The organism is Oscillatoria salina IIICB1 (assembly GCF_020144665.1).
Lineage (GTDB): Bacteria > Cyanobacteriota > Cyanobacteriia > Cyanobacteriales > SIO1D9 > IIICB1.
This window is the reverse complement of sequence record NZ_JAAHBQ010000063.1, coordinates 1-24723: the sequence shown is the minus strand read 5'-3', so window position 1 is coordinate 24723 and position 24723 is coordinate 1. Positions and strand designations below refer to the sequence as shown.

Annotated in this window: 21 protein-coding genes and 1 pseudogene; 14 read left to right on the top strand and 8 right to left on the bottom strand. The window is 42.2% G+C overall.

The genetic code is table 11. From position 1 onward, the window contains the following. Window positions 1-4: 4 nt before the first annotated feature. Window positions 5-4453 carry an IMS domain-containing protein gene (locus G3T18_RS18170; RefSeq protein WP_224411999.1) on the bottom strand — a complete coding sequence of 1483 codons (4449 nt, stop codon included), beginning with the start codon at window positions 4451-4453 and terminating at the stop codon, window positions 5-7. A 303-nt stretch (window positions 4454-4756) separates the two neighbouring features. Here G3T18_RS18170 and G3T18_RS18165 point away from each other — a divergent pair, with 303 nt between their 5' ends. Continuing rightward, window positions 4757-5254: a hypothetical protein gene (locus G3T18_RS18165; RefSeq protein WP_224411998.1), complete on the top strand. Its 498-nt coding sequence runs from the start codon at window positions 4757-4759 to the stop codon at window positions 5252-5254. Window positions 5255-5376: 122 nt separating this feature from the next. On the opposite strand, the gene G3T18_RS18160 is transcribed toward G3T18_RS18165, so the two are convergent. The 3 genes from G3T18_RS18160 to G3T18_RS18150 all read right to left on the bottom strand — a co-directional run bounded on the left by G3T18_RS18160 (window position 5377) and on the right by G3T18_RS18150 (window position 7693). Then, window positions 5377-5586 (bottom strand): hypothetical protein, encoded by a 210-nt coding sequence (locus G3T18_RS18160; RefSeq protein ID WP_224411997.1) that lies wholly within the window; start codon window positions 5584-5586, stop codon window positions 5377-5379. A 32-nt stretch (window positions 5587-5618) separates the two neighbouring features. Next, a complete protein-coding gene (locus G3T18_RS18155) occupies window positions 5619-5849 on the bottom strand; it encodes a hypothetical protein (protein WP_397333965.1) in 231 nt (76 codons plus the stop codon). A 206-nt stretch (window positions 5850-6055) separates the two neighbouring features. After that, a complete protein-coding gene (locus tag G3T18_RS18150) occupies window positions 6056-7693 on the bottom strand; it encodes a DUF655 domain-containing protein (RefSeq protein ID WP_224411996.1) in 1638 nt (545 codons plus the stop codon). 261 nt (window positions 7694-7954) lie between these two features. On the opposite strand from G3T18_RS18150, the gene G3T18_RS18145 reads away from it, so the two are divergent. Both G3T18_RS18145 and G3T18_RS18140 read left to right on the top strand, forming a co-directional pair. Further along, window positions 7955-8989: a YdcF family protein gene (locus G3T18_RS18145; RefSeq protein WP_224411995.1), complete on the top strand. Its 1035-nt coding sequence runs from the start codon at window positions 7955-7957 to the stop codon at window positions 8987-8989. 271 nt (window positions 8990-9260) lie between these two features. Further along, window positions 9261-10259 carry a pentapeptide repeat-containing protein gene (locus G3T18_RS18140; protein WP_224411994.1) on the top strand — a complete coding sequence of 333 codons (999 nt, stop codon included), beginning with the start codon at window positions 9261-9263 and terminating at the stop codon, window positions 10257-10259. A 48-nt stretch (window positions 10260-10307) separates the two neighbouring features. Here the strand turns inward: G3T18_RS18140 and G3T18_RS18135 are convergent, their stop codons facing one another. Further along, entirely contained in the window at window positions 10308-11174 is an 867-nt protein-coding gene (locus G3T18_RS18135; protein ID WP_224411993.1) for an aminotransferase class IV, read from the bottom strand. A 253-nt stretch (window positions 11175-11427) separates the two neighbouring features. On the opposite strand from G3T18_RS18135, the gene G3T18_RS18130 reads away from it, so the two are divergent. The 4 genes from G3T18_RS18130 (at window position 11428) to G3T18_RS18115 (ending at window position 16747) form a co-directional block, all read left to right on the top strand. Beyond that, complete coding sequence (locus G3T18_RS18130; RefSeq protein ID WP_224411992.1) at window positions 11428-12621, top strand: RNA-guided endonuclease InsQ/TnpB family protein; 1194 nt, start codon at window positions 11428-11430, stop codon at window positions 12619-12621. Window positions 12622-13058: 437 nt separating this feature from the next. Beyond that, entirely contained in the window at window positions 13059-15320 is a 2262-nt protein-coding gene (locus G3T18_RS18125) for a ribonuclease R family protein (RefSeq protein WP_224411991.1), read from the top strand. A 90-nt stretch (window positions 15321-15410) separates the two neighbouring features. Further along, window positions 15411-16016 carry a flavin prenyltransferase UbiX gene (locus G3T18_RS18120; RefSeq protein ID WP_224411990.1) on the top strand — a complete coding sequence of 202 codons (606 nt, stop codon included), beginning with the start codon at window positions 15411-15413 and terminating at the stop codon, window positions 16014-16016. Between the two features lie 47 nt (window positions 16017-16063). After that, window positions 16064-16747, top strand: a complete 684-nt coding sequence (locus G3T18_RS18115) for a LapA family protein (RefSeq protein ID WP_224411989.1) — start codon at window positions 16064-16066, stop codon at window positions 16745-16747. Window positions 16748-16774: 27 nt separating this feature from the next. Here the strand turns inward: G3T18_RS18115 and G3T18_RS18110 are convergent, their stop codons facing one another. Next, a complete protein-coding gene (locus tag G3T18_RS18110) occupies window positions 16775-16972 on the bottom strand; it encodes a hypothetical protein (RefSeq protein WP_224411988.1) in 198 nt (65 codons plus the stop codon). A gap of 441 nt (window positions 16973-17413) precedes the next feature. On the opposite strand from G3T18_RS18110, the gene G3T18_RS18105 reads away from it, so the two are divergent. Both G3T18_RS18105 and argB read left to right on the top strand, forming a co-directional pair. Next, window positions 17414-17965, top strand: a complete 552-nt coding sequence (locus G3T18_RS18105) for a shikimate kinase (protein ID WP_224411987.1) — start codon at window positions 17414-17416, stop codon at window positions 17963-17965. 105 nt (window positions 17966-18070) lie between these two features. Then, window positions 18071-18967, top strand: a complete 897-nt coding sequence (gene argB, locus G3T18_RS18100) for an acetylglutamate kinase (protein ID WP_224411986.1) — start codon at window positions 18071-18073, stop codon at window positions 18965-18967. A gap of 99 nt (window positions 18968-19066) precedes the next feature. Here argB and apcB read toward each other — a convergent pair whose 3' ends face one another. Further along, entirely contained in the window at window positions 19067-19576 is a 510-nt protein-coding gene (gene apcB, locus G3T18_RS18095) for an allophycocyanin subunit beta (protein ID WP_224411985.1), read from the bottom strand. Between the two features lie 328 nt (window positions 19577-19904). On the opposite strand from apcB, the gene glnA reads away from it, so the two are divergent. From glnA to G3T18_RS18075, 4 genes are all read left to right on the top strand, one after another. Next, the gene (gene glnA, locus G3T18_RS18090) at window positions 19905-21329 is read left to right on the top strand and encodes a type I glutamate--ammonia ligase (RefSeq protein WP_224411984.1); all 1425 of its coding nucleotides are present in this window, start codon (window positions 19905-19907) and stop codon (window positions 21327-21329) included. Between the two features lie 358 nt (window positions 21330-21687). Then, the gene (locus G3T18_RS18085) at window positions 21688-22170 is read left to right on the top strand and encodes a hypothetical protein (protein WP_224411983.1); all 483 of its coding nucleotides are present in this window, start codon (window positions 21688-21690) and stop codon (window positions 22168-22170) included. A 259-nt stretch (window positions 22171-22429) separates the two neighbouring features. Next, complete coding sequence (locus G3T18_RS18080) at window positions 22430-22927, top strand: YbjN domain-containing protein (protein ID WP_224411982.1); 498 nt, start codon at window positions 22430-22432, stop codon at window positions 22925-22927. A gap of 243 nt (window positions 22928-23170) precedes the next feature. Continuing rightward, complete coding sequence (locus tag G3T18_RS18075; protein WP_224411981.1) at window positions 23171-23902, top strand: lipoyl protein ligase domain-containing protein; 732 nt, start codon at window positions 23171-23173, stop codon at window positions 23900-23902. A gap of 16 nt (window positions 23903-23918) precedes the next feature. Here G3T18_RS18075 and G3T18_RS18070 read toward each other — a convergent pair whose 3' ends face one another. Then, window positions 23919-24134 carry a DUF6464 family protein gene (locus tag G3T18_RS18070; RefSeq protein WP_224411980.1) on the bottom strand — a complete coding sequence of 72 codons (216 nt, stop codon included), beginning with the start codon at window positions 24132-24134 and terminating at the stop codon, window positions 23919-23921. A 315-nt stretch (window positions 24135-24449) separates the two neighbouring features. On the opposite strand from G3T18_RS18070, the pseudogene G3T18_RS18065 reads away from it, so the two are divergent. Then, window positions 24450-24723 (top strand): annotated as a pseudogene (locus G3T18_RS18065) (hypothetical protein); the annotation flags it as partial.

Sequence of the window (24723 nt, the reverse complement as noted above, 5' to 3'; positions counted from 1 at the left end):
AAAACTATTTTGATTGAATATTCGAGATTTTCCAAACATTATCATCCATTTGTAGCGTGAATTTGTAGTTACCTACGTTAGTTCCCGAATATTCCCGTATTCCGTTTTCATAGTAGGCAAGTTCCTCCCTTATCCGGACATCAAGATTCACTTCATCGCCTGTAACAGAGAGCGAACCAATCGGTTCTACGTTTTGTTCTCCGTAAATCCAGTATGCTCGATTTTCCCGCAACCATTCCAGCGAACCTCCGCCCGGTTGAGATACTTTCTCGGCAAAGGCTTTTCCAGTAAGAATCCGAGCAGCAAGTTCGCGATCGTAGGGAAAAGCAAATATTCTTTCTTTTGCCTGTAAATATTGGTTAATTATAGCTAAAGCTTCGACTTTTTCGATCCTTATCCCGCTTTCAGTAGTAATAGATTCTGGAATACTGAGGGTAGGACGGTCGTTAACAGTTATGCTGAGCGTATTCCGGGTCAATTTCTGAGTGTCACTCGCACTAATCTCTAACAAATCATTCCCACTAAAATTGGGATTTCCTCGATAAATAACACCATTAGAACTTACCAAAGTTTTGTTGATTTGCTCGATACTGCCTTGAAGCCTGACTCTCTGGGTTTGATTGCCTTGAATATTCTCAGCCGTTAAGCCTTCTGCTACGTCGGTTTTAATCGTCAGGGTGCCGTTATTAACTGCTAGGATGAGTGTCAAGTCTTTGCTGTTCGGGTCGCTAATTTGAATACCATCAAGGGTTAAGTCCGTGTCTTCATTGGTTAATTTTGCGGGGGGAAGCGTAATTATTGGGGGAGGATTTGCCGTTTCCACAGTGACGCTAATGTTCTGGCTAAGAGTCTTGGGAATTTGAGCGTTAGGTGGCCAGACCAACCCATTTTCGACATTTTTGCCTTCTTCAGTGACTGTGACAGTTAGGGAGTCAGAACCGCTAAATTCGGGATTGCCTTTGTAAGCGATCGCCGCAGTATCGGCTAGGGTAGCGTTAATTTGAGCAACAGTTCCTGTCAAGGTAACTTGTTGAGTTTCGTTATTGCGAATATTATCGGCACTCAAGCCATTAGCTACGTCACTCTTCAGCGTCAGCGTACCATTATTTACTTCCAGGATCGCGGTTGCTTTTTGATTGTCGGGAGCATCAATACTGATACCACTGATGGGTAGATTAGTATTTTCTTTGACAGTTTGCTCGCCAGGAACCTTCAGATCGAGAGCAGTCTCACTAGCAAAGACGTGAATAATTGTCGAGAGGGTATTACTGGTACCACCGTCTCCATCAGTAAGCTGGAATTCTACTTTCCGCTCCCCAGGAGTCGGGTTATCAGAAACATTATCGTAGGTAATCTGGCGTATCAGAGCTTCAACAGCTTCTCGCGTAGCACCATCGTTAAAGTTGACTACGAGAGGTTCTACTCCTTCACCCCCACTGAAACGACCGATAGGGACTCCTTCGTAGGTTACGTCAGTTCCCTCAATTCCAATTTCACCAGACTCAACAATGCCCAGGCGATCGCTAGGTGTACCGTTGGCGCTAAATTTTACGGTTAACGACCCTCGATCGAAGTTAGGAGATTGTTCGTCTTCAACAACACCAAAAGGAGCGATCGGAATTATTGAATCGGAGATTGGCGGTTCTTCTCCTGTCCCCTGACCAAGGGGGGGTACAGGATCGAGTATGGGGCGATTCCTGACGAGATCGATCGCGACAATACCCAGCGCAATCAGCAAAACACCACTGCTAGCGATTAACCAATTCAGATACTTTGCCCAGAAGAATCCCTCTTCTAGAAAATCGGAGATTTTTTTGATTTGCTCGTCATTTCTTCGCTCTTCATCTTCAGCCTTTTTCCACTTCTCCAAGACAAAATCCATTGCTTGGTTGCGGATTTTATGAAGTTTCAAGGCTTCAGGTAACAAGTTGCGGACATAAGGTCGATAGCCTTCATTTTGTCGAGTTGCAATCCACGGAACTAATTTGTCGAGATATAATCCGTATTCGGGTCTTGTACTGATGATTTCTCCCACAGTTGGCTTAGTAACAAAGCTTTGTTTGTCTGTATCTTCCTGCAAAGATTTAATGCGCTCTTCTTCGAGTTCAAACACAGAAGCAAATTTAAATAAAGCTTCTGTGGCAATTTCTTGGGCTAAAGCATTGGTATCGTTAGGCTCTTTTTTGATCCAGCGATTCATTGTTTGTTCCACCGCAGTCCGAGGGCGTTGGTGGGAGTCGAGCCAGATACGATAGAAGCGATCGTTGATTTTAATAACGCGATCGCCTCCCTCTAACCGTTCGCGCTGAGCTAGATAAATCTCGGTCAGGATTGCCACAACTTGCTTTCGTTCGTCACGGGTGAGTTGAGTAGTTACCTCGAACAGAGCATCGCGATCGTCATTATTTTCTAAGTCATTAAAATTTTGAGACAGTTGAACTCCCATCGCTTCAATAACTGCTTGGCGGATGAAAGGATGATTGTTTTGTTCAAGAAGAGTTTGCAGGCGTTCAAAGGCTTTAAGGGGTTCTCCTTCAATTGCACCATAGGTTAAGGCTACGGTTGCCAACAGATTTTCGCGAGATGGATGTTCGCGAGATGGGGGTTCGCCATCTAAAAATCGATCAGGCTGATTATTGCTCCAAGTTTTAAGCATTTCTTCAACAGCTTCAGGCTTGATAGAATAGGCGACTGCCAGACTCGCGCTAATAGATGGGATTAAATCTGGATATCGCATCATATAGCACAGCAAGGGTCGAAGTTGTATTAAATGCAAAGGAACGACTCTCGGCAAAGTATCAGAAGCAAGGCGATCGCGAACTAAACTGTTGGGGTCGTCAGCCAAATTTTTCAGGCGATCGCACAGTTGAGAGGGAAGACCCGAATTACTATCTGAGGGATCTTGCGGCGGGTAGAACTGTGCTGCATAGCCAATTGTCAGAGCAATTGTCGCCCGCACATAGTCTTGTGGTTCCTCCGTATTGCTCTCATCGAGTTTTTGCAATATCGACCTTAAAACGCTAATAATTCGTGCATCCGACTGCCAGCTTTGAAGGATTTGAAAAAGTTTTTCCTGCTGATATTGCGGATCGCTAAGCCAGCGTGCCATCGTGTAAGCTGCGATCGCTTGTACTTCGATCTCTCGGTCTGCTGCTAGCTGATACAACGTACCTTCTACGGCGCTAAAGTCAATCAAACCGATATCACTAATCGCATCGCCAATCGAATCGCGAAGCTGTTTGCGCCGTTCTGAAGAGCCATATAACTCTTGATTAATTGTTCTTTTAGATGCCGACTCCTTAACCAGCTTTTCAAGCTGTGGCAGTGCAGCTAAAATTTGTCTGCGGTGGCTGTTCCACGCCACTTCAAAGATCAGCCTACGCTGGTCAGAAATACGGCTTTCTATTTTAGTTCCAGACTCCTCTGTTTCAACAAAGTTGAAAAAGTTGCGTAAGTTGTCTAGGTCGCAATAATCAGGAGCGCGCAAAGAAGCATCTCTTCGCTGCCAAACGTGTGTTGTAACTTCTTCTAGAGCCGCAAAAAATTGGTCGTCAAAACAACCGCTAAACAAGCTCAGTCCTAATGCTAATAGCTGTTCGCGAGGTTTGAGAAGGGTGTAATACCAAAATTGAATATTGTCTTTTTGGTCTCGATCGGTTGTAATTTTAATCAGCTCCTGAACTCTTGCTTCCTGGAGAGGTTGTTTTTCCGCGCCGAGCAATTCTACAAAGCGATCGATGCGATCGGGAGTCTTTAATTGTTCTGTTATTTCTCCGAGCCTCAATCTCTCAAAAATTTGAAGAGTTTCGTCAGCCAAAGACTGTTTAACCTTTTCCAATTTCCTCTTGAGAAGATTCGCTAAGTCCTCTGGATCGTAGATATCTTCAGCCTCTATGTTTCGCCAGCATTTCTCAACATTTTCGGGTAACTTCCATTTGTCTTTAGGTGTAATTGTGCTAACTACGACATAATGATTGTGAGAAGTTATCGCCTTTTGAATGCGGGATAAGTCATAGCCAATATCTTTTGGCGCAATTTGAGTCAAAACGAAAATTGTAGTTTTCTCTTCTTTCTGAAAGGCGACATCGAGACTCTGTATATCTGAGCTACGATTCCATTCTTTGATTTGAGTATTTCCCCGATGAGAAGAAGCTCCCCCATCTAGAATTGCTTGAAATTTCCATGCCAAATAACGAGCTAAAGTTGCTTTATCGATCTCGTTGCTGTCTCCCATTACTAAAAGACGGTTTGTCCGAAGAATCTTCATGAGAGCATTTTCCCAATCTGGTTTGGGACTGAGAAAGTCGCTAGACTCGAATAGCTTTGGATTAGGTTCAAAAAAGTCTGGTTTAGACTGATTGATGGTTTGGATGATATCGCCAATCTTGATATCTCGACCAGCTTGGAGATTTTTAGCAGCTTTTTGGGAAATTTCAGGAGAATTTGAAGACATATTTTTCACTTGAATTTGGTAGACTGAACGATTTTGAGTTAGCTGATGAAAGTCAGTTCCTTTTGTTTTAGTGTTCTACTGTTGTAAGTCTGCTTGATAGACAGTTCTATATTTTTATTCGTCCAATATTCAGCCTTTTATGCTAATCGTTTATTTTTTTTACAAAAATTAATAAAATCAGGGAAACATTGAAATACAAATCGCACATTTTCTGGTTAATTGACAAAATTTAATCTCAAAAAACCGGAAATAGTAAGGTGCAAGGGGTAAAACAGAAATAGGTACTGAGTTGAATGAGGAATTATGGAAACACTAACTACCACCGCACTTGTAACCCTTTTTCTAACCAAGATGGTGGAAAAGGTTGGGGAAAACCTGGGCGAAAAATTACCCGAATTGGGAGATAAAGTCTTAGAGCAAATGGGCAAACTTAAACAATTATTGTGGCGTAAAGTCCCAGACACAGCTAGTGCGATCGAGCGAGTAACTTATCAACCAGAACTTGTAGAGCAAGAACCAAAGGAGTACGGTATAGACGTGCTAACCCGAAAGCTCGAAGCAGCAGCGAAGACAGATTCAGAAATTGCTGAAGTTGTGAACGTTATCGATGCAGAGATTCGACCACAACTGTCTCAAGAGGTGGAGCAAGTGATGGCAAGTGGGATTAAAGCCAAAGGACGTTTAAAAGCCGAAAAGATGACTCAAGAGGCGAAAAAAGCTAGTTCTGTTCGGCAAAAGATGCTAACTGATGTTGAGGTGGGAGAGGATATTGTCATCAGTGATTTGAACCAAAGGGCTTGACATTAAGAAGTTAATTTGCTTACTTTTTTTGGGTGCGTCAAGAGCGCACCCTTTACTTAAGATTTAAAACGGCGATCGAGTGGAAATGATTCTGGATGAGCCGCGATCGCTCTTGTCTCCAATTAACTACATGATGAGTGGGCAAATTTTCCTTTTTCCCTCGATTCCTGGCGAACCCTACCTTCCATCGCTTCCACTTGTAGTTTCATGAAAGCGTCTAAATCTTCAAGGTCGTAATGTTGACAAAGTAGATTGCGTAGTTTTTCCTCTGCGCTTAAACTCAGATAGCCACTGGTTATTGCTTGGTTAGCTAAATCGCGAATAGAAATCATTGTCTTGCTCTTAGTTAGAAATAATAAATTACTTAAGCAAGAGCTGAAATTTGCTCCGCTACTTTCACCCGTCCCTTGAGAACAGATCGTAGCAGTCGGTTAACGCATCTTCTTTCTTCTTCATCGAGAGACTCATCTAAAGTGGCTGCCATAAGTCCATAGCGATCTGCTTGAGTTAAAATGCCAGTATCGCTAACGGAAACAAGGATTTCAGAAATTGCACCGGGAAGAAGAACGAGTTGAGGAAACATGGCGGAACTCATCAGCTCTACAACTTTATAATCCCATTGATTCCTTACTAATACCGTGATTTTACCCATTTGTGCTTTGTGAAGGTCATCAACTCTTACGGCGATCGCGGATCTTGTCTCAACGTGATTAGAAGCTGAAAATGCTAGTGATTTTAATCACGAAAGCCAGAGAAATTAGAGAAATATAGCGCCTTTAGTAGGAGGAGTACGTCAACCTATCACCAAGTAACCCGCCCTTCTAACTTATTTACTAAACTAGCACCAATACCCGAAACTCGCTGTAAATCTTCTAAAGATGTGAAAGGTCGTTCTTGACGAGTTTCAATGACTTTTTGTGCTAATTTTGGTCCGATTCCAGGTAAAGTTTCTAACTCTTTTTTTGTGGCAGTATTGATATTAATTAATCCTTGTGGTATATTTTTCTCAGAAGCTGTGGTAATTTCAGGACATTCTTGCTCTTCTGCGGTAATTTTCTCCTGAATGGCTATTGGTACACCTAAAACAGATTTTGCATACAACCTGGCAAATTCACGTTGAAAATGAGCGGCAACGGTAGGATTTTCAATTACTAAAACAGTCTCATCGTTGGTATAATTTGCGGCGGCTGACCAATTTTGAGAACCTGTAATTACAGTTTTACCATCGACAACAGCAAATTTGTGATGCAGTAAGTCACCTTCTGGTAATTCAGGCACGCCTACAGTAGCAAGAGGTATTTGCCAAGGACGATTATTTGCTTCATACTGACATTTATTACTGAGGGCAACTCCTAACATATCTAGTCCTTCACTGTAGTTACGGAAGGCGAAACTAGAGTCAATTAAAGCCTCAATTGCTACATTTTTTTGGTGACGAGTTTCGAGAAGATCGGCTAGGTTTTGTTCGGAAAAGACATATAGGGCTAATTCGATTGTTTGAGTAGCATTTTTAAGCGTATTGCCAATTAAACCATTACTAGTATCACTCCAAGGAAGGGTAGTAGAAGTAGGAGAAAATCTTAAGGAAACAATATTATTACCAATAACTAATTTTTCTGTAGGACGGAGTGGTTTTTTTAAGCCAAATTTACTATCTAATTTTCCGCCAACTCCATCACCCCACATCAGGTTAAATTCTTGCGCGAACAAACTAGCCAATTTAGTGTCTTTAATAACGAGCAGATTGTTAGCATTACCGCGACTTGCTGGTGTTAACAAATCACCGTGTACGCCACTAAGAGTTAAATTTGCCGAACTAGAAATTACGGTATAGTTATCGATGACGAGAAATTTATGGTGCATTAAACCTGTTCCTTTAGAACCGTCGGCGGTATCGTCAAGAATAGGAATACCTGCATTTTTCAAGATAATCAAGGCATCTCGTTCGTTAATTTCTTCAGTGCTAAGTTGATTATCTTTATTAAGATCGATGAGAGCAATTGCATCGAGATAGCGTCTTTTTTCTCTTAGATTAAGTTTGCTTACTTCTGTGTCAGTCAAGCTACTCCAAGGACGATTATAGGTATTTTCTAAGATTACTCTAACTGGGACTCCTGCTTGGTGACGTTCAGCGAGAGCTTGGGCGACTTTTGGTAAACGAAACTCTTGAACGGCAAGATCGATAGTAGAGTTTGCCGAATTAATAGCATCAATAATAATTGTTTCCAAATCATCCCCCGGTCGAGTTATCTTTCGATAAGGTTCAGTGTAATCAGCGCCTCTAGTTTGATTATTATTGAAATAAACTTTGATCAAAGGATCTTGTGGTAAAGGTTCAGGACGAGTCAGAGAAGCTGGTTCTTTTTGACAAGCAGGAAAGACCAAAAAACCAGCAAGCAAAAAGATACGGAAAATGGAAAAAAGTCGAGGCAAAACCATTTTTTCAACTACAGATAAAAGTAGCGATCGCTATTATCTCAAAAAATTTTACCTGGTGGCGCGATCGTATAATTAGTTCAGGAAAGCCCAACCAAGACAAATTCAACGTTATCTAACTCCAGAAGGTCTGCAAAAAGATAAGCAAAATATAAGCATAAAAGACGATTGTGTCAATTACCGACAAATACTATGCTCTTGGTGAGGTAATTGCAACCACTGCTCCTCTAAAAACAGAAAAATGACCACTAACAACTAATTCCTATGTTCTTACTAATTACCCGAATCCTCCTGTGGCTGCTGATTGGCATACTACTGTATAACCTGCTGGTGCGGCTCATTCCCAGACGGTGGTTAGCTATTGTTGGGGCAATCTTACTTTTATCGATTATTATTGTTGGTTTTATCGATCCCAATACTCCGGTAGTTCTTCCAGCTTGGAGTCTCCTCTCAGTTTTGTTTCGACCTTTGGGCTTGGCGATTTTCCTACTGTTTTTAGGGGCAATACGCATCAAAAAAGGAGGTATCAGCAAGCCCGGACCGGGATTAATCTGGGCAGCATTCATAATTTTGCTATTTTCGAGTTTACCTGTAGTTGCTTACAGTTTGGCACAGGCGGCAGAACAAGAAGCGATTCGAGTCGAACAGCTACGCACAGAGATTTGTGAGGTAGAATGTCCAGTTCCCCTGACTCCCTTCGGAGCGCAAGATGCGGGAGCGATTGTTTTGTTAGCACAGGGAACCACTGAGCCTTATTTACCTTATCGTACTCAGATTCAGTTAACAGACCGAGGATCTCTCCTTCTCTATACTGCCCAGCTTTATCAAGAAGGTTCTGCACCTTTGGTGATTGTTAGTGCCGGACCGAGAGCTAATTTAGAAGGACCAGCAGAAAGGCGAATCGAAGCTAATGATGTGGCTGACTTGCTAGAAAGATTTGGCGTTCCCCGCAATCGGATTGAGATCGAACCGACAGGAGTTGATTTGCGTACTTCTGCAATTCAAGTCAGGGAAATTTTAACTCAGCGAGGCTTGGCAGACGAACCAGTTATTCTGGTTACTTCGGCGATTAATGTTCGTCGCGCTACTCTTACTTTTGCTAATGCTGGTTTAGAAGTGGTTCCTCGACCGACTGATTTTTATACATTTCAGCCCTTAGCTACACCCAGGCGACGTTTAGATTTTGTTGATTTTCTGCCTTCGGTTCAAGCTTTAACGGTAACTACGCGAGTGATTGATGAGTATTTGGCTTCTGTTTACTATTTCTTACGTGGTTGGCTTTCTCTACCCGTAGTCTGAGTTTCTTGAATCCTTCTTTCCGAATGTGGAGTCTAAGGGAAGAGGGGGTTATCAGTTATCAGTTATCAGTTTTCAGTTTTCAGTTTTCAGTTATCAGTTTTCAGTTATCAGTAGAGATTGGAGACAAGAAGCAATTAGCGAATAAACTTTTCACTGTTTACTGTTTACTGTTTACTGTTTACTGTTTACTGTTTACTGTTGGGGTGGTAACTGCTAACTGTTTACTGATAACTGAACCCAATCCCCAACCAACAAATCGAAAAAAGGAAACATGAAGAAAAATTGGGCGATCGCTACTGTTATTCTCGCTATGGGATTAGCTACACCTGTAATTGCCGAAAATTTGGCTGATGTGGATCGACTCAGAAGAAGCTATCTTTGTCCCGGTTGCGACTTAACAGGAGCTAATCTCAGAGGACTTAATTTATCAAATAATCGCGCTGACTTGAGCGGTTCAGATTTGCGCGGTGCCGATCTTTCTCAAGCTAATTTGCGTGGGGCTAATCTCCAAGATGCCGATTTGCGTAATGCTTATTTAGGCGGTACAAATTTGGAATATGCTTTGCTGGATGGTGCTAATTTAGCACAAGCCGATTTAAGGGCAACTCTCCTTGAGGGAGCGACGCTGAGAAACACTTATTTAGCTAATGCGAATTTATTTATGATTAGCCTAAGCGGTAATGACTTAGAAAATGCTAATCTTTCTGGGGCGGATATGCGAAATATCTATTTGGGAGAATCTAACTTAGTTGGGGCTAACTTAGTTGGGGCTGACTTAAATAGAGCTTATCTGGTCGGTGCAGAGTTAGAAAATGCCGATCTGCGCGGAGCGAATTTAAGCGGGGTGATGTTTCGTAATGCTAATTTGCGTGGTGCAGATTTGCGCGGTGCTAACCTCAGAGGTGCTAGTCTAACTTCGGCGGATCTCTCAGGAAGCGATCTGCGTGATGCGGATCTCGAAAAAGCGGATTTAAATGAAGCTAATTTACAAGATGCTAACTTTAGTGGTAGCAATTTAGCAGAAGTTAATTTGATCGATGCTAATCTGACGCGCGCTAACCTTTCGGAAGCAAATTTGCAGTTTGCGGAATTGGCAAATGCTAATCTCGAAAATGCGGATCTTACAGGTAGTAACTTGATCGAGGCTAATTTTACTAATGCTAATCTTCGCTATGCGAATCTGAATCGAGCCGAAAGCGATCGCGCTCAAATTGAAAATGCTGATTTATGTCACGCGATCTTACCGAGTGGAAAAAAGGTTAACTGTTAGTGTGGAAACGGTTTTTTTTGGCAAACAGTTATTTGGCTCTTGCCACCCCTACTGGTAAGTAATTTCCTGATATGCTTTTAAGAATTTCCGAAATATTGGATTATTTAGAGAATCATATTGATGAGAATCAATTGTTATAATCGGTCTAACTTCTGAAAATGTAGCACAACTGAAAACTGCTTGAAAATCACCCAAAGCCTCTGGATAAATATCTCGCTCAATAACCTTAATTCCTAAAGAGGAAGCGACTTTTAATAAAGTTGAACGAGTAATTCCTGGGAAAATATCTGGAGTAAGTGCCGGAGTAACAACTGTATCCTCTTGGATAAAGAAAAGATTAGCAGTAGCCGCTTCCGTAATTTTTCCTTCTCGATCTAGCATAATTCCTTCATCAAACCCTGATGCCTCCGCCTGGATGCGAACTAAATAACTGTTAACATAAGCACCACAGATCTTCGCCCTCACTGGTATGGCACGGCTAGAAACCCGCTCAAAAGGGGAAATTTGACACCTGAAAGGTTTAATTACATCACGAGGAGCCGTAACAGCCAAAATCGAGACATCAACTTTCATCTTCTGTCGTTCCTTGATAGTTATCTTGGGTAGCCCTCGATAAACAATTGGTCGCAGATAGTAATTGGTTTGGGGAATTTCAGCTAAAAGTGTCCAAATCCCAGCTTTGAGTTCTTTTAACGACCAAGGAATTTCCATTTCTAGCGTTCTGGCATTTTCTTGCAGACGCGTGAGGTGATCGTCTAAAGCATGAATATAATAGCGATCGCCATTCCAAAAAGCTCTCAAACCATCAAAGACGCCAATGCCTAAATGTAGAGAGTGACTGGCAATTGAGGGGGCTGCTTGTTCGCGAGGAATGATTTTACCATTGTGCCAAACAAGTTGTACGACTTCAAACACTTTATCGGCTTCTCAAAGTTGAACTTCTTGAGTTTAACTCATCTGTTGTACCTGTCAGTAAAATTCTAGTTGGTTAATTGTACTCTTTCTAGCTAAAATAACATTGTTTGAGATCGTAACAGACTCTCACCGAAAAAGCTCCGAGAAGCCTTGCCCTTCAAGGGCAGGGAGGGATAGGAGTTGAAAATAAGGGGTTCGATGCCCCGAAGGTTTGAAAACACACTATAATCATAATCGTGAAGTTTTAGATGACATGGAACAAGTATTAACCTTAGTTGTCAAGCTACAAGCAGACGAGAAACAACAACAGTTGTTATCTCAAACAGCTACCGCTTTTGCGGACGCTTGCACTTGGATTAATACAGAAGTCAATCCAAAACTAACCAACCGCAACTCTATCCAAGCTGTTTGCTACCACGAAGTTAAAGCTAAGTTTGGTTTATCAGCAAATCATGTCGTTCGAGCTAGCGCTCGAGTAGCAGCTAATCGCCTAAGCGCCAAACACAAAGGCAGAAAAGTCAGAGGATTTAAGCCAACTAGCTTTGAGTGTGACGCTCGTACCTTTCGCTTTATTGAAGAAGGTTGGCTAATCAGCATTAGCACTGTTGGCAAAAGAACGAAACTGGCGTTACTAGTTAGTACCTATCATCGAGGTAAGCTCAAAGATAAGAATCCGACTTCCGCCCAAATCGGTCAGCATCGTGACGGAAATTGGTACGCCCATATCCAGATTAAAGATGACGCACCCAAACCTGTCAAAACCGATAAGGTAATTGGTGTGGACTTTGGAAGAAGGGATATTGCCGCAACTAGTACCGGACAATCCTGGTCTGGAAAGAAGATTCAAAACAAACGAGATCGCTTCAGCCACGTTCGAGCTTCTCTGCAAAAGAAAGCGTCCCAAGGCACAAGGTCAACTCGCCCTCGCTGTCGGCAGATTTTGAAACGGCTATCGGGACGAGAGCGAAGATTCCAATCGTGGCTGAACTATAACATTAGCAAGGCGATTATCGATAAAGCTAAACATCAACAAGCGTTGGTGGCAATTGAAGACTTAACCGGAATTCGCGAACGAACAAACGAAAAGCCCAGGAGTAAGACCAAAAGAAGACGGTCTAATTCCTGGGCTTTTGATCGATTGCAGAGTTTTTTAGAGTACAAGGGAATCAAAGAAGGAGTAGAGGTAATTGCTATCCCTCCCGCTTATACCAGTCAGACCTGTCATAAATGCAAGCATTTAGGTATTAGAGGTGGGAAATCTTTCCGGTGTACAAATCCTCGATGTCAAGATCAAGGGGATGCGGACGTTAATGCTTCATTAGTAATTGCGCTTTGGGGCTGCTCTTTCAACCAGCCTGGAGGTTCGCAGTTGTTGTCTTGTACGATAACTTCAGGGCTACTGAAAGCCTCGACCCTAATCGGCGAGGTCGTTTACTCTATCAGCTAGCAGTAGAAGGCAAATTTCAGGTCTATTCACTCCACTGCTAGCTGTTATGAAGTGAGAACTACCTATAGGTAAGCACAGCAACAGAAAAAAAGGGAAGGATGAAGACAAAAGTCCCAAAATTGAAGAGTCAGAATTTAGTCGTGGAAAGTCAGGATCGTAGTGAGAGCGAGCAGATTTTTTCGGCTCTATGGCTAACTGTTAAGGCTAATTATAAATTTTGGCTCTCGATCGCGAGAAAAAATCTATTAGTGCAAATGTTGACAAATTGGGGAAGCAGTTTTTGTTCCTCAAGCAAGATAGACGCGCTCTTGACACAGGTAGCTACATTTCTTGATTTCTCAAGTTTTCTCGTCTTTAAATTTCTGTGGTTTCGCTCGCACGGGTATCGATGACAAGAGCAAATTAGTTGAGATTTAGTAAAATAAGGATTTTTGTACATGGAGTATTCAATCGCTACATTACTATCTAATTTCAGCGATGAAAAATTAGTCGCTCGCAAAGTTTTGGAGAAGAAACTAGGTTGCGAAGATTCAGATAGTATGGAAAAGTTACACTTGACTCTGGATATTTTAGAGAAAATAGGTGTAATTATTAAAGAACGAGGTAAGTATCGGCGCGTTTATGAAGAGGATGTCGTCGAAGCTAAACTGCGCTGTTCGAGTAAAGGATTTTGTTTTGCAATCCAAGATAGCGAAACTGCCGATGATGTATATATCCGCGAAAGTCATTTGAGTAATGCTTGGAACGGCGATCGCGTTTTGGTAAAAATTATTAAAGAAGGTAGCCGTCGTCGTTCCCCAGAAGGCGAAGTTAAATTAATCTTGGAAAGAGCTAATCCTTCTTTATTGGCGCGAGTTAAAGAAACTGAAGATGGTTATCGGGCTGTTCCTTTGGATGACCGACTTTTGTTTGAACTGATTCTCAGACAAGAAGAAGAAAGACTACGCCAAGCAGTAGATCATTTAGTTCATGTGGAAGTGCTTCGCTATCCTCTGGCACAAAATTTACCATTAGGAAAAGTAACTCGAATTTTGGGTACAGATGCAGAGGAAGCAGCAGATACAGATATTGTTTGTTGTAAGCACGATTTACCCCAAAGCTTTCCTGAAAAAGTTATTCAAGCTGCGGAAGTTTTGTCCGGCGAATGGTCAAAAAGTGAAACTAAGTCTCGTCTCGACTTACGCAAACGGTTGACATTGACCCTCGAACCCAATTTAGATTTAGATTCAGCCACTGGACAGTGGATTGAAAATGCTTTTACTTTAGAGAAAACCGATCGTGGTAATTGGGAGCTAGGGATTCACATTACTGACGTAGCTTACTACATTAAACCAAATTCTGAACTAGACCGCGAGGCAAGAAAGCGAGGTACGGCGATTAATCTCTTGGATAAAATAGTACCTTTATTTCCTCCAGGAGTAGGGCATTGTTGTTCCTTAATTCCCGGAGAAGATCGTTTAACGCTATCGGTGTTTTTAATTATCGATCGCGCGGGTCAGGTAACGGAGTTTGATATCAAACCCAGTATTATCTGTGTAGATCGTCAAATTAGTTATAAACAAGCACAGTCGTTACTCGGTCGTCAAGAAGATGTGGAAGATGAACTGTCTTCAGCCGTAAAAATGCTCAACGAACTGTTTTTTAACTTGAGTCCAGTAATCAAAGCTCGACGACAACAACGGGGTTCGTTTGAAATCGATTCGGAAAATATTCCCTCATTGTATAAAGATGAAGGCAGATTAGGCGCGATCGCTACTTCTTCTTCTTTACCAGTTCAATCTCTACTGACAGATGCGATCGTTTTGGTCAACCGCGCTGTCGGCAATCATCTCACCAGTCTAGAGTTACCAGGAATCTATTGCCATCAGTCGGAACCAGATTTAGAAGAATTGGAAGATTTGATTAAGTTAGGCAATAATCTGCACTTGGATCTACAACTAGAAAATGAAGAAGAAGTTTCTCCTCAAGATTATCAGCGCTTTACCCAACAATTTGCTAAATCCAGCGTTCGCAAAGTTCTCAATCATTTGCTCAAATTAACGCTAAAACCAGTCATCTACAGCAAAAAACCTAGTTTCCATTTCGGTTTAGCATATGAAGGCGGTTACACCAGGTGCGTATCTCCCGGACAACGTTATGCGGATTTGTTAATCCAGCGAGTTTTACACGCTTTATTTGAGAAAGGACGCGATCGCCGTCATAGTCGCACCAAAGAAGGCGTAAACTTGGGCAGTAGTACCTGTCACGATCGCATCAACTGGAATATTTTACCCACTGAGGTTCAAGACGAGTTAGCAGAACAATTGTGGTCAGTTATTCCTCATCTCAATGACTGCGAAAAAGAAGCCCATGACGCGGAAAAAGACCTCGAAGGATTAAAAAAAGCCGAACGCATGAAAGAATGTACGGGTCATATTTTCTCCGGATTAATTACTGGCGTTCAATCCTACGGTTTCTTTGTCGAAATCGAAGACCATTTAGTCGAGGGTTTGGTTCACGTTAGTTCCCTCAAAGATGATTGGTACGAATACCGTTCTCGCTACGCTTGTCTCGTAGGACGAAAAAATCGTACAGCTTATCGTTTAGGCGATCGCGTGGAAGTAGAAGTTAAAAGCGTTGACTACTATCGTCAGCAAATTGACCTCGTAACTGTCCGAGGCGGTAGCAATGCTAACTTTGAAGATTGGGAAGAAGATTGACTTATCGATCGCTTTTAATTGGCTGTACAGATGTACCTAGTTGCGTCTGTACCGCTACATAAACCACAAATAACCAGTAACCAACAAAAAATGCCTAAACCCCTCATTCTCGGTATTAGCGGCGCAAGCGGTTTAATTTACGCCGTTCGTGCTTTGAAATATCTTTTAGAGGCAGACTACCACATTGAGTTAGTCGCTTCTAAAGCTGCTTATTTAGTTTGGCAAGCCGAACAAAACATTCGGATGCCACCCGATCCTGACGAACAAGAACAATTTTGGCGGCAGCAAGCAGCAGTAGAAAATGGGGGAAAATTGAATTGTCATCGTTGGGGAAATGTAGGAGCAAATGTCGCTAGTGGATCTTTTCGTACTTTGGGGATGCTTGTCATTCCTTGTAGCATGAGTACAGTAGCCAAAATTGCTGCTGGCTTAAGCAGCGATTTGCTCGAACGAGCTGCTGATGTTCAAATTAAAGAAGGAGGTAAGTTAGTTCTCGTTCCCCGCGAAACTCCCTTAAGTTTGATTCACTTACGCAATTTGACTTCTCTAGCAGAAGTTGGTGTAAAAATTGTTCCTGCTATCCCTGCTTGGTATCATAACCCGCAAACGATCGAAGATTTGGTGGATTTTGTGGTGGCGCGAGCTTTGGAGCGACTCGATATCGATTGTATACCTTTTCAGCGTTGGCAGGGTTAATCAGTTATCAGTTATTAAATCCCAATCCCCAACCAGGAGAAATATCTATGTCTGCGATCCAGCTTGTGCTAACTCTATTAATTTTAGGAGGAATAATCGTTTTTCTCCTGCAAAATTGGTCGCCTGTGTTGCCGTTAGTATTTTTTGGTACTCAGACGGTAGCATTACCTTTAGCGGTGTGGATTTTACTGTTTGCGATCGCTGGGATCTTAACTAGTGCTTGCTTACAAGTTCTTAATTATCGTCCGAGATACAAAAATGATGCTGGGTTTAGAGAAATTAAGTCCGAAGAACCCCCTTCACCTCGCTCTCCCAGGAGAGAAACTACTGTCTCCGGATCTCGTGGGGCTGAACCTAATTCTATGCCACCACCATCGCCACCTCCTCAAACTAACACTGATTCGGATTGGATTGACGATAATGATGATTGGGATCTCGAAGAACCTCCTGCTCAACCTACAAATCCCACCTCGTTCAAAACTTCTCAAGCTGATGCTCGCTTTTATGAAGTTAAGCGACAACCCCAAAATATTTCTCGTACTGGTTCAGTCTACTCTTATAGCTATCGAGACAAAGAGCAAACAAGTTCCACTCCTGGCGAACAGCAAATAGTCGATGCCAAGTATCGGGTGATTACTCCACCTTTACGCGAAAATACTTACGAGTCGGTACCGGAAAAAAAGATAGATGAGGAAGACTGGGGCTTTGATGAAGATGAGTTAGAACCATGAAACAAGCCCGATCGCTCCCAGTCTTAGTTATTTACAGCTAAATAAATACTCGCGGGATTGTTGCTTGACTAAACCAGCCATTGCTGCTTGCTGCAAGTCCATAAAAGCTTCTAAATCTTCTGAACCATATTTCATCTTTAACATCTGTCGTAGTTGCTCTTCTGCTTCGATAGTCAAATATCCAGTTTCGAGCGCTTGTCTAACTACATCGCGGATTAGGTTCATTGTTTTCATCCTCATTTCACCCCCATTTTAGATTTCCAGGATTGTCGATCGCTCACAGACTTTCAGTATTTTCACTTAACCCAGCTTCCGTGACTGGTTTAGTGGCTGGAAAACCCGATCGATTATCGGTTTTTCGCCTATTTACTCACTTTACATCAACATTATATAAAGTTTTTGTAAAGCTTCTGTTGTTCCCAGGATAGCTAATTCCGTGTTTTTTCGCACTAAGGTCAAATAAGAAAATTGTTAAATGTTTATTAAAAAATAAACTAATTTTCCTAATTTTGCCTAAGCATTTGTACTCAAAAAGTAAGATAAATGAGGATTTATGTCTCGCCAAGAACCAAGTAACTCGATCGAGCTGGAAATTTTCTTGACTTATTGAATCGAGTATGCTCGAGAAAAAATGGTATTTTGGGCAAAAAAAATTTACCAAAAAAAATGACAAATTTATTACAAGGACTCAATGTGTTCATCATCGGCATGATGGGAACAGGAAAAACAACAGTAGGTCAAGTATTAGCCAAACAGCTAGGCTACCGATTTTTTGATACAGACGTTTTAATCGAACGAGTAGTAGGTAAAACAATCAACGAAATTTTCGCCGTCGAGGGAGAAAAAAAATTTCGTGACTTAGAAAGTAAAGTTCTCGAAGAATTAAGTGCATACACCAAAAGTGCGATCGCCACGGGTGGTGGGATTATCTTGCGGCGAAAAAACTGGAGTTATCTTCACCACGGCTTAATTGTTTGGCTGGATGCCCCCAGAGAAATTTTACTTGAACGTCTAGCAGGTGATAACACTCGACCTTTACTGCAACAACCAGATCCCGGCTCCAAGTTACAATCCCTACTCGAACAGAGGATCCCCCTTTATGCTCAAGCCGATCTCCATATTCCCATTACTAGCGAGCAAACACCAGAAGAGATTGCTTGCGCGATCGTCAGCAAAATTCCTACAGTCTTAAAACCAGAACAGCTTCCCCAAGTCTAATCTCGAAAAGCCAAAAATCATGCAACCGCTACCGATGAACTGTTCTCAGAGTGGCTTATGCTCTAAACTGCAACAGAAATAACTTACTCGGCAAGGAAGTAACTTATGGTAATCGAAAGCGAATATATTAGAAAAGCCGAAGCTACTCGCGTGCGAGTGCTGAGTGAAGCACTTCCGTATATTCAGCAGTTTGCAGGACGTATTGTCGTCGTCAAATACGGTGGTGCAGCCATGAAAGACACTTATCTAAAAGAAAAAGTCATTCGTGATATTGTCTTTTTATCCTGCGTGGGTTTACTACCTGTAGTCGTACACGGTGGCGGTCCGGAAATTAATAGCTGGTTGGCAAAACTAAACATTGAACCACAATTTAAAGATGGTTTGCGCGTTACCGATGCTGCCACAATGGATGTAGTGGAAATGGTTTTAGTCGGTCGCGTAAATAAAGAACTGGTGGCTTTAATTAACCGTGCTGGAGCCAAAGCAGTTGGGCTTTGCGGTAAAGATGGTAATTTAATCAAAGCCCGTCATGTTGGGAAAGAAGGTATTGGCTTTGTCGGCGAAGTTAGTAGCGTCGATATAGATTTAGTCAAATCTTTAGTTAGCAATGGCTACGTTCCCGTTATTTCTAGCGTGGCGGCTGATGAAAAGGGACAAGCACATAATATCAATGCCGATACTGTAGCTGGTGAAATTGCCGCCGCTTTAGAAGCAGAAAAATTGATTTTGCTGACTGATACCGCAGGTATTTTACGAGACTATAAAGACCCTTCTACACTCATTCCCAAAGTTGATATTCAACAAGCGAGGAACTTAATTTCCGAAGGAGTCGTTGCTGGAGGAATGATTCCCAAAGTTAATTGCTGCGTGCGATCGCTAGCTCAAGGTGTCAAAGCTGCTCATATTATTGATGGTCGCATACCTCACGCCCTCCTCTTGGAAATCTTTACTGACGAAGGTATTGGTTCCATGATTGTCGCCTCCGAGTATATGAAGATCTGATTCAGCCAAGCCAAACAGCGATCGCCTCTCCACCCTTTCCAGGCAAAACAAGCGATCGCTGTTTTTTTCCTTGACTTTTAACCCTACTTATGTTTCAAATTAGACATCAACTTCGCCTAATTCGCGACTCATGTAATCAAAGGGACTATCAACACAAGCAGTATCCGAAATTCCCGCCTCAGCCGCCATTTCTTTAACGATGTCCTTCATAATTTGGATACCAATTACAGTTGGACCCACAGGCACACCTAAAGAATTATAAGTTTCGCGCAGCCCTTGCAGCACCCGCTCATCCAGGACATCAGTATCGCCTGCGATCAAAGCATAACTAGCATAGCGCAGATAATAATCCATATCCCGCAGACAAGCCGAATAGCGGCGAGTAGTATAAGCATTACCACCCGGACGAATCAATTCCGGCAGTTCCTCAAACAGTTTAGAACCAGCCTGCTTAACAATCGAAGCAGCATTAGCCGAAATCATCGTTGCTACCGCCACCCGTGCCGTGCCAGACTCAAAGTAGGACTTAAGGCTATCGAGAGCATTGCGGTCAAAATAGCGACCAGCAACATCGTAGTTTCTAATCAAAGTTGTAACTGCGTCCCGCATTAAAATTTTCTCCCAACACAGATCTTGTTTTAATGGACTTAATCCAAACAGCTTTATTTATAATAATCTCATCAAAATCGTCAATGAGGATTTTTGACAATTACCTCAATCATCATCTCATCCCCTCACCACCAACGTGCAAAAATACATTTTTTGATACAAAGCTTTAAACTTCAGCCGGGGAAATAGCGAATTTTAGTTATTTACTCGTTAAGTAGAAAGATTATTCACAATTCTGTAACACAGGATACAAAATCTCGGCAAGTGTCTCCCTACGATGATTCGAGACTAAAAAAGCTTCAAAAGTACAAAAGGTACAGGAGTAACAATGCCCGAAACCCCCCAAGAAGTCTTGAAAATGATTCGAGACGAAGATATCAAGATTATTGACCTGAAATTCATCGATATGCCAGGAATATGGCAACATTGCTCGTTCTACTACGATCAAATCGAAGAAGCTTCCTTTGACGAGGGAGTTCCTTTCGATGGTTCCAGCATTCGTGGTTGGAAAGCGATCAATGAATCCGACATGGCGATGGTTCCCGATCCTACCACTGCTTGGATCGATCCCTTCTACAAAGAAAAAACCCTGAGCATGATTTGCTCAATTAAAGAACCGCGTACCGGAGAATATTACGATCGCGACCCTCGAACAATTGCTAAAAAAGCAGTCGAGTATTTAGCTACTACTGGGCTGGGTGATACCGCTTACTTTGGTCCAGAAGCAGAATTCTTCGTGTTTGAAGATGTCCGCTTTGACCAAACCGAAAACAAAGGTTTCTACTATGTAGATAGCATCGAAGGACGTTGGAATTCCGGTGCTGAGGAACCCGGTGGTAACTTGGGCTACAAACCCCGTTATAAAGAAGGTTACTTCCCAGTTGCTCCCACCGACACTCTCCAAGATATTCGCACGGAAATGCTACTAACAATGGCTGAGTGCGGTGTCCCCATCGAAAAACACCACCACGAAGTTGCTACCGGAGGACAAAACGAACTCGGTTTCCGCTTCGCTACCTTAGTTCAAGCGGCTGACTATTTGATGACTTACAAATACGTCATCAAGAATGTGGGTAAAAAATACGGTAAAACTGTTACCTTTATGCCGAAACCATTGTTTAACGACAATGGTTCGGGGATGCACACCCACCAATCGATCTGGAAAGACGGAAAGCCTCTATTCTGGGGTGAAAGTGGCTACGCCAACCTGAGTAAAATGGCGTTAAACTATATTGGCGGTATTCTCAAACACGCTCCCGCACTCTTAGCTTTAACCAACCCAACTACTAACTCTTACAAGCGGTTGGTTCCTGGCTTTGAAGCACCCGTAAACTTAGCTTACTCTCAAGGTAATCGTTCTGCATCGGTTCGCATTCCTCTTTCTGGTACAAACCCCAAAGCCAAGCGTTTAGAGTTTCGTTGTCCGGATGCTACTTGTAACCCCTATCTTGCCTTTGCTGCGATGCTTTGTGCTGGTATTGATGGAATTAAGAACGAAATCGATCCTGGCGATCCTCTAGATGTAGATATCTACGATCTCAGCCCCGAAGAACTCAGTAAAATTCCTTCTACTCCTGGTTCCTTAGAAGCAGCTTTGGAACATTTAGAGAAGGATAATGCGTTCTTAACTGAGTCTGGTGTTTTCACTGAAGACTTCATCGAAAACTGGATCGAGTACAAGCTGGATAATGAGGTCAATCCTTTGCGTTTGCGCCCTCATCCTTACGAGTTCTCTCTCTACTACGATGTCTAATCGGATTTAGATTTGAGAGTAATTTCTCTTTCAATACCATAAAACAAGCCACCTATCAAGGTGGCATTTTTAGCTTCTAGAGGGGAATTGGAGACAAGGAAGAGGGGGAAGACTTGGAGGAGGGGGGAGACTTGGGAGAGGGGGGAGACAAGGAAGGGGGACAAGGAGGATAAACTGGTCACTGTTAACTGTTCACTGCTCACTGAACCCAATCCCCAATCCAAGGGTCCCCAATCCCCAATCACCAAAATCCCCGATCGCTGTTAACTAACGGATCTTTTCTTGAGAGTGATTTTTAGTCAGTTCGGGGTTAAATTAAGGTCAGATGGGATGATTCACTTGTCTAACTCGAAATAACATGAAACTGAAAACATTTACTCTCGCTACCGCGATCGCCGCGATCGCTGGAATAACCCCACTAACAGTTTATTCTCAGCCTAGTCCTACAGGTAATTATCGTCCGGGCTACTGGCAACCAACAGCAACGGTGGATAACACCCGTTTTATGCAGCTACAACTAATTAATGATTCGGGAGTAGCAGTAGCATATGACTCAACTAATGTTAGCGCTGCTAGAGGAGTCATCCCTACAGGTGGCTTGGTTACGATTAGCGTTCCGCCAATTACCAGCGCGAATCAAATTGCTAATGTAAATATTTATAATCCTCAAGGCGCTTTATTAGCTTTTGATTACCGTAATGTCGGCAATAATGTAGTTGCAGTACGCATTCGGCGATCGGATTTAGTTTATGGCGCAACTCCAGGTTCATCTACTGATATCGGTGCCGAGTACGATAATGCTGTTTATGTAGATGAAAAGGGAAGAGTTTACTCTTTCTAAAAAATAAGTTGAGAAATAGCACCTTATTCTCAGATCGATCTTGATTTAATCAAGATCGATCTGAAGTTAAACAAATTTGATTTGGGATTAAGATTGCGTAGTGTTATACACGCCGGAATTTACGCCTGGTGGAGATATCATCCTCTACACGAGCCAGGAAACTCTTGAAAATAAAGAGGAAAACTAAATATTGGCGTGAATTAGCTTCAGGAAGATGTCAAAGTAGATACTATGGTTTGAATAAAGAGACGAGATTGCGATGACGACACAAAATCAAAATCCAGAAACGGCGATTAACGAAAATGATTTAGCCGAAGAAGCGATCGCCTCGGAGTTAGTGGAAGAAGCTACTAGCCATGAAGATGTGATTGAAACTGTGATTTCCAGTTTGGATATGGAAGACACGGCGATGGTAAATCACAGCGAAGATGGTATCCTCTGGAAGTTTAATTATGGCAGTGTTGAAGTTTTCGTACAGCTAACTGGCGAATCTGATGAGGATTTGTTTACAGTTTGGGCGACAGTATTGCCTTTACCTGCTAAAAATGAACCTAAGTTGATGCGCCGACTTCTGGAAATGAACTGGGAAGGTACTTTTGAAACTTGTTTCGGTATTTTTAACGATCGAGTGGTAGTCTTATCACAGCGCACTGTGGCAGAACTTTCCCCAGGAGAAATTTCGCGGGCGATTACTCTAGTAGCAACGATCGCTGATGATAATGATGAGGCTTTCCAAGAAGAGTTTGGTGCAGATTAGTTAAGACGGTTATCAGCGAATAGTTATCACGTACCCGCACTTATCCGCAGTTAGCAGTAGAGATTGGGGACTGGGGACTAGGAACTAGGGATGGGGGGGTTTTCACCTCACCACTCATCAGTTATCAGTAGAGATTGGAGACAAGAAGCAATTAGCGAATAAACTTTTCACTGTTTACTGTTTACTGTTAGGGTGGTAACTGCTAACTGTTTACTGATAACTGAACCCAATCCCCAATTCCCGATGAAATGGCGTTTAATTCCTTTGCTGTCAGCTTCAGGAACAACTCAAATGGCTATCGATCGCTGGTTGCTACAACAACATCGTTTGGGTAAGCATCCGCCTAGTTTACGCTTTTATACTTGGTCTCCAGTAGCGATTTCTTTAGGCTATCACCAGCATAATTTTCCCGATTTCTGGCAAAATTTAACTTGGGAAGGTAAGGAAGTTGATTTGGTACGTCGTCCTACTGGCGGACGGGCGGTGCTACACCAGGACGATTTAACTTATATGGTGGTAACATCAGGTATTTCTGGGACGCGATCGCAAATTTATCAACAAATCTGTGCATTTTTGCTTAGGGGTTGGTCTTCCCTCGGTGTCGAACTACACTACGGTAATACTAAACGGGGTTATATCCACAACCCTAATTGTTTTGGTACTGCAACTGCTGCTGATTTAGTTACTACTAATGGTGAGAAACTAATTGGTAGCGCTCAATTAATAAAAAATGATGCTATTTTACAGCATGGTTCCCTGTATTTGTCAAGAGATAATACATTATTTGCTAAAGTTTTTAATGAACATAAATCGCCTGTAAAATTACCTTGGCAACAGCCAAAAAAAGCTTTAATTGAAACTATTGTTAACAGTCTCAGTCAAGCTGCTATTGATTGTTTTAACATTGATTTAATCACTCAGCCTTTATCCGAAGCTGAATGGCAAGAAATTCTCGCCCAACCAAACCTAAAATGAGCGATCGTACTATTTTTTAGTCGCTTTCTGGCTGATAATCAGTACATTCAGCACAGGAACCGCTAGGATTTACGGCACATAACAAAAATGCCGAGCGAGCATTGTACTTACAGGTACGTTTTTTGTCTAAGCGTTTGGATACTAATAAAAGGCGCTGCTGATAGTAATCCATTTGCTGTCTAATATAAGCATGAGACTGTAAGCGCATTCTTTCAAAGGCTTTGGAAGACATTTTTAAGAGTTCCGCAAACTTATTTATCTATTTTCAATCTTAAAATAAATTAAATTCATCAAATATTCTCGGCTTTCCTCCCCGTACTTCTAGGACAGGGAGGAAAGCCGAGCCTCCAAATAAAGGTTTACACCGATTGGCTAGTTTCGCTATAATCTCAGTATTCTAGCGAGGCATAGCTATGTAGGGTTTGCTGAAGAACCTCTGTAACGTAGTAAGCGCCAAGAGTTACGAGCATCTTTTTTTGAAAAAAGTGCAAGGGTCGTTTTTGGTTTTATAAGGCATTAGGGCGCGATCGCCGATCTTCACAGAATAATGGTGCTTGCACTTTTGGCTTCTCAAATAAGGCTCAAATATCTATGCTGTAAGGACTTTGGCATTTGTTCAGCAAGCCCTAATTACTGCATTGACAATCAAATTGGGACTCTAATTGTTGGGGTCAATCCAGGCTGGAAACAGTCGATTAATATCGGCTTTCGCAATAACCAGAACTTCGTCAGCATTCCTCACTGGCAATTGCGCTCTAAGTTAAGTTCTCTATGCGAAAGATCTGGAATCACCTATCTTGAACAAGAAGAGTCCTATACCA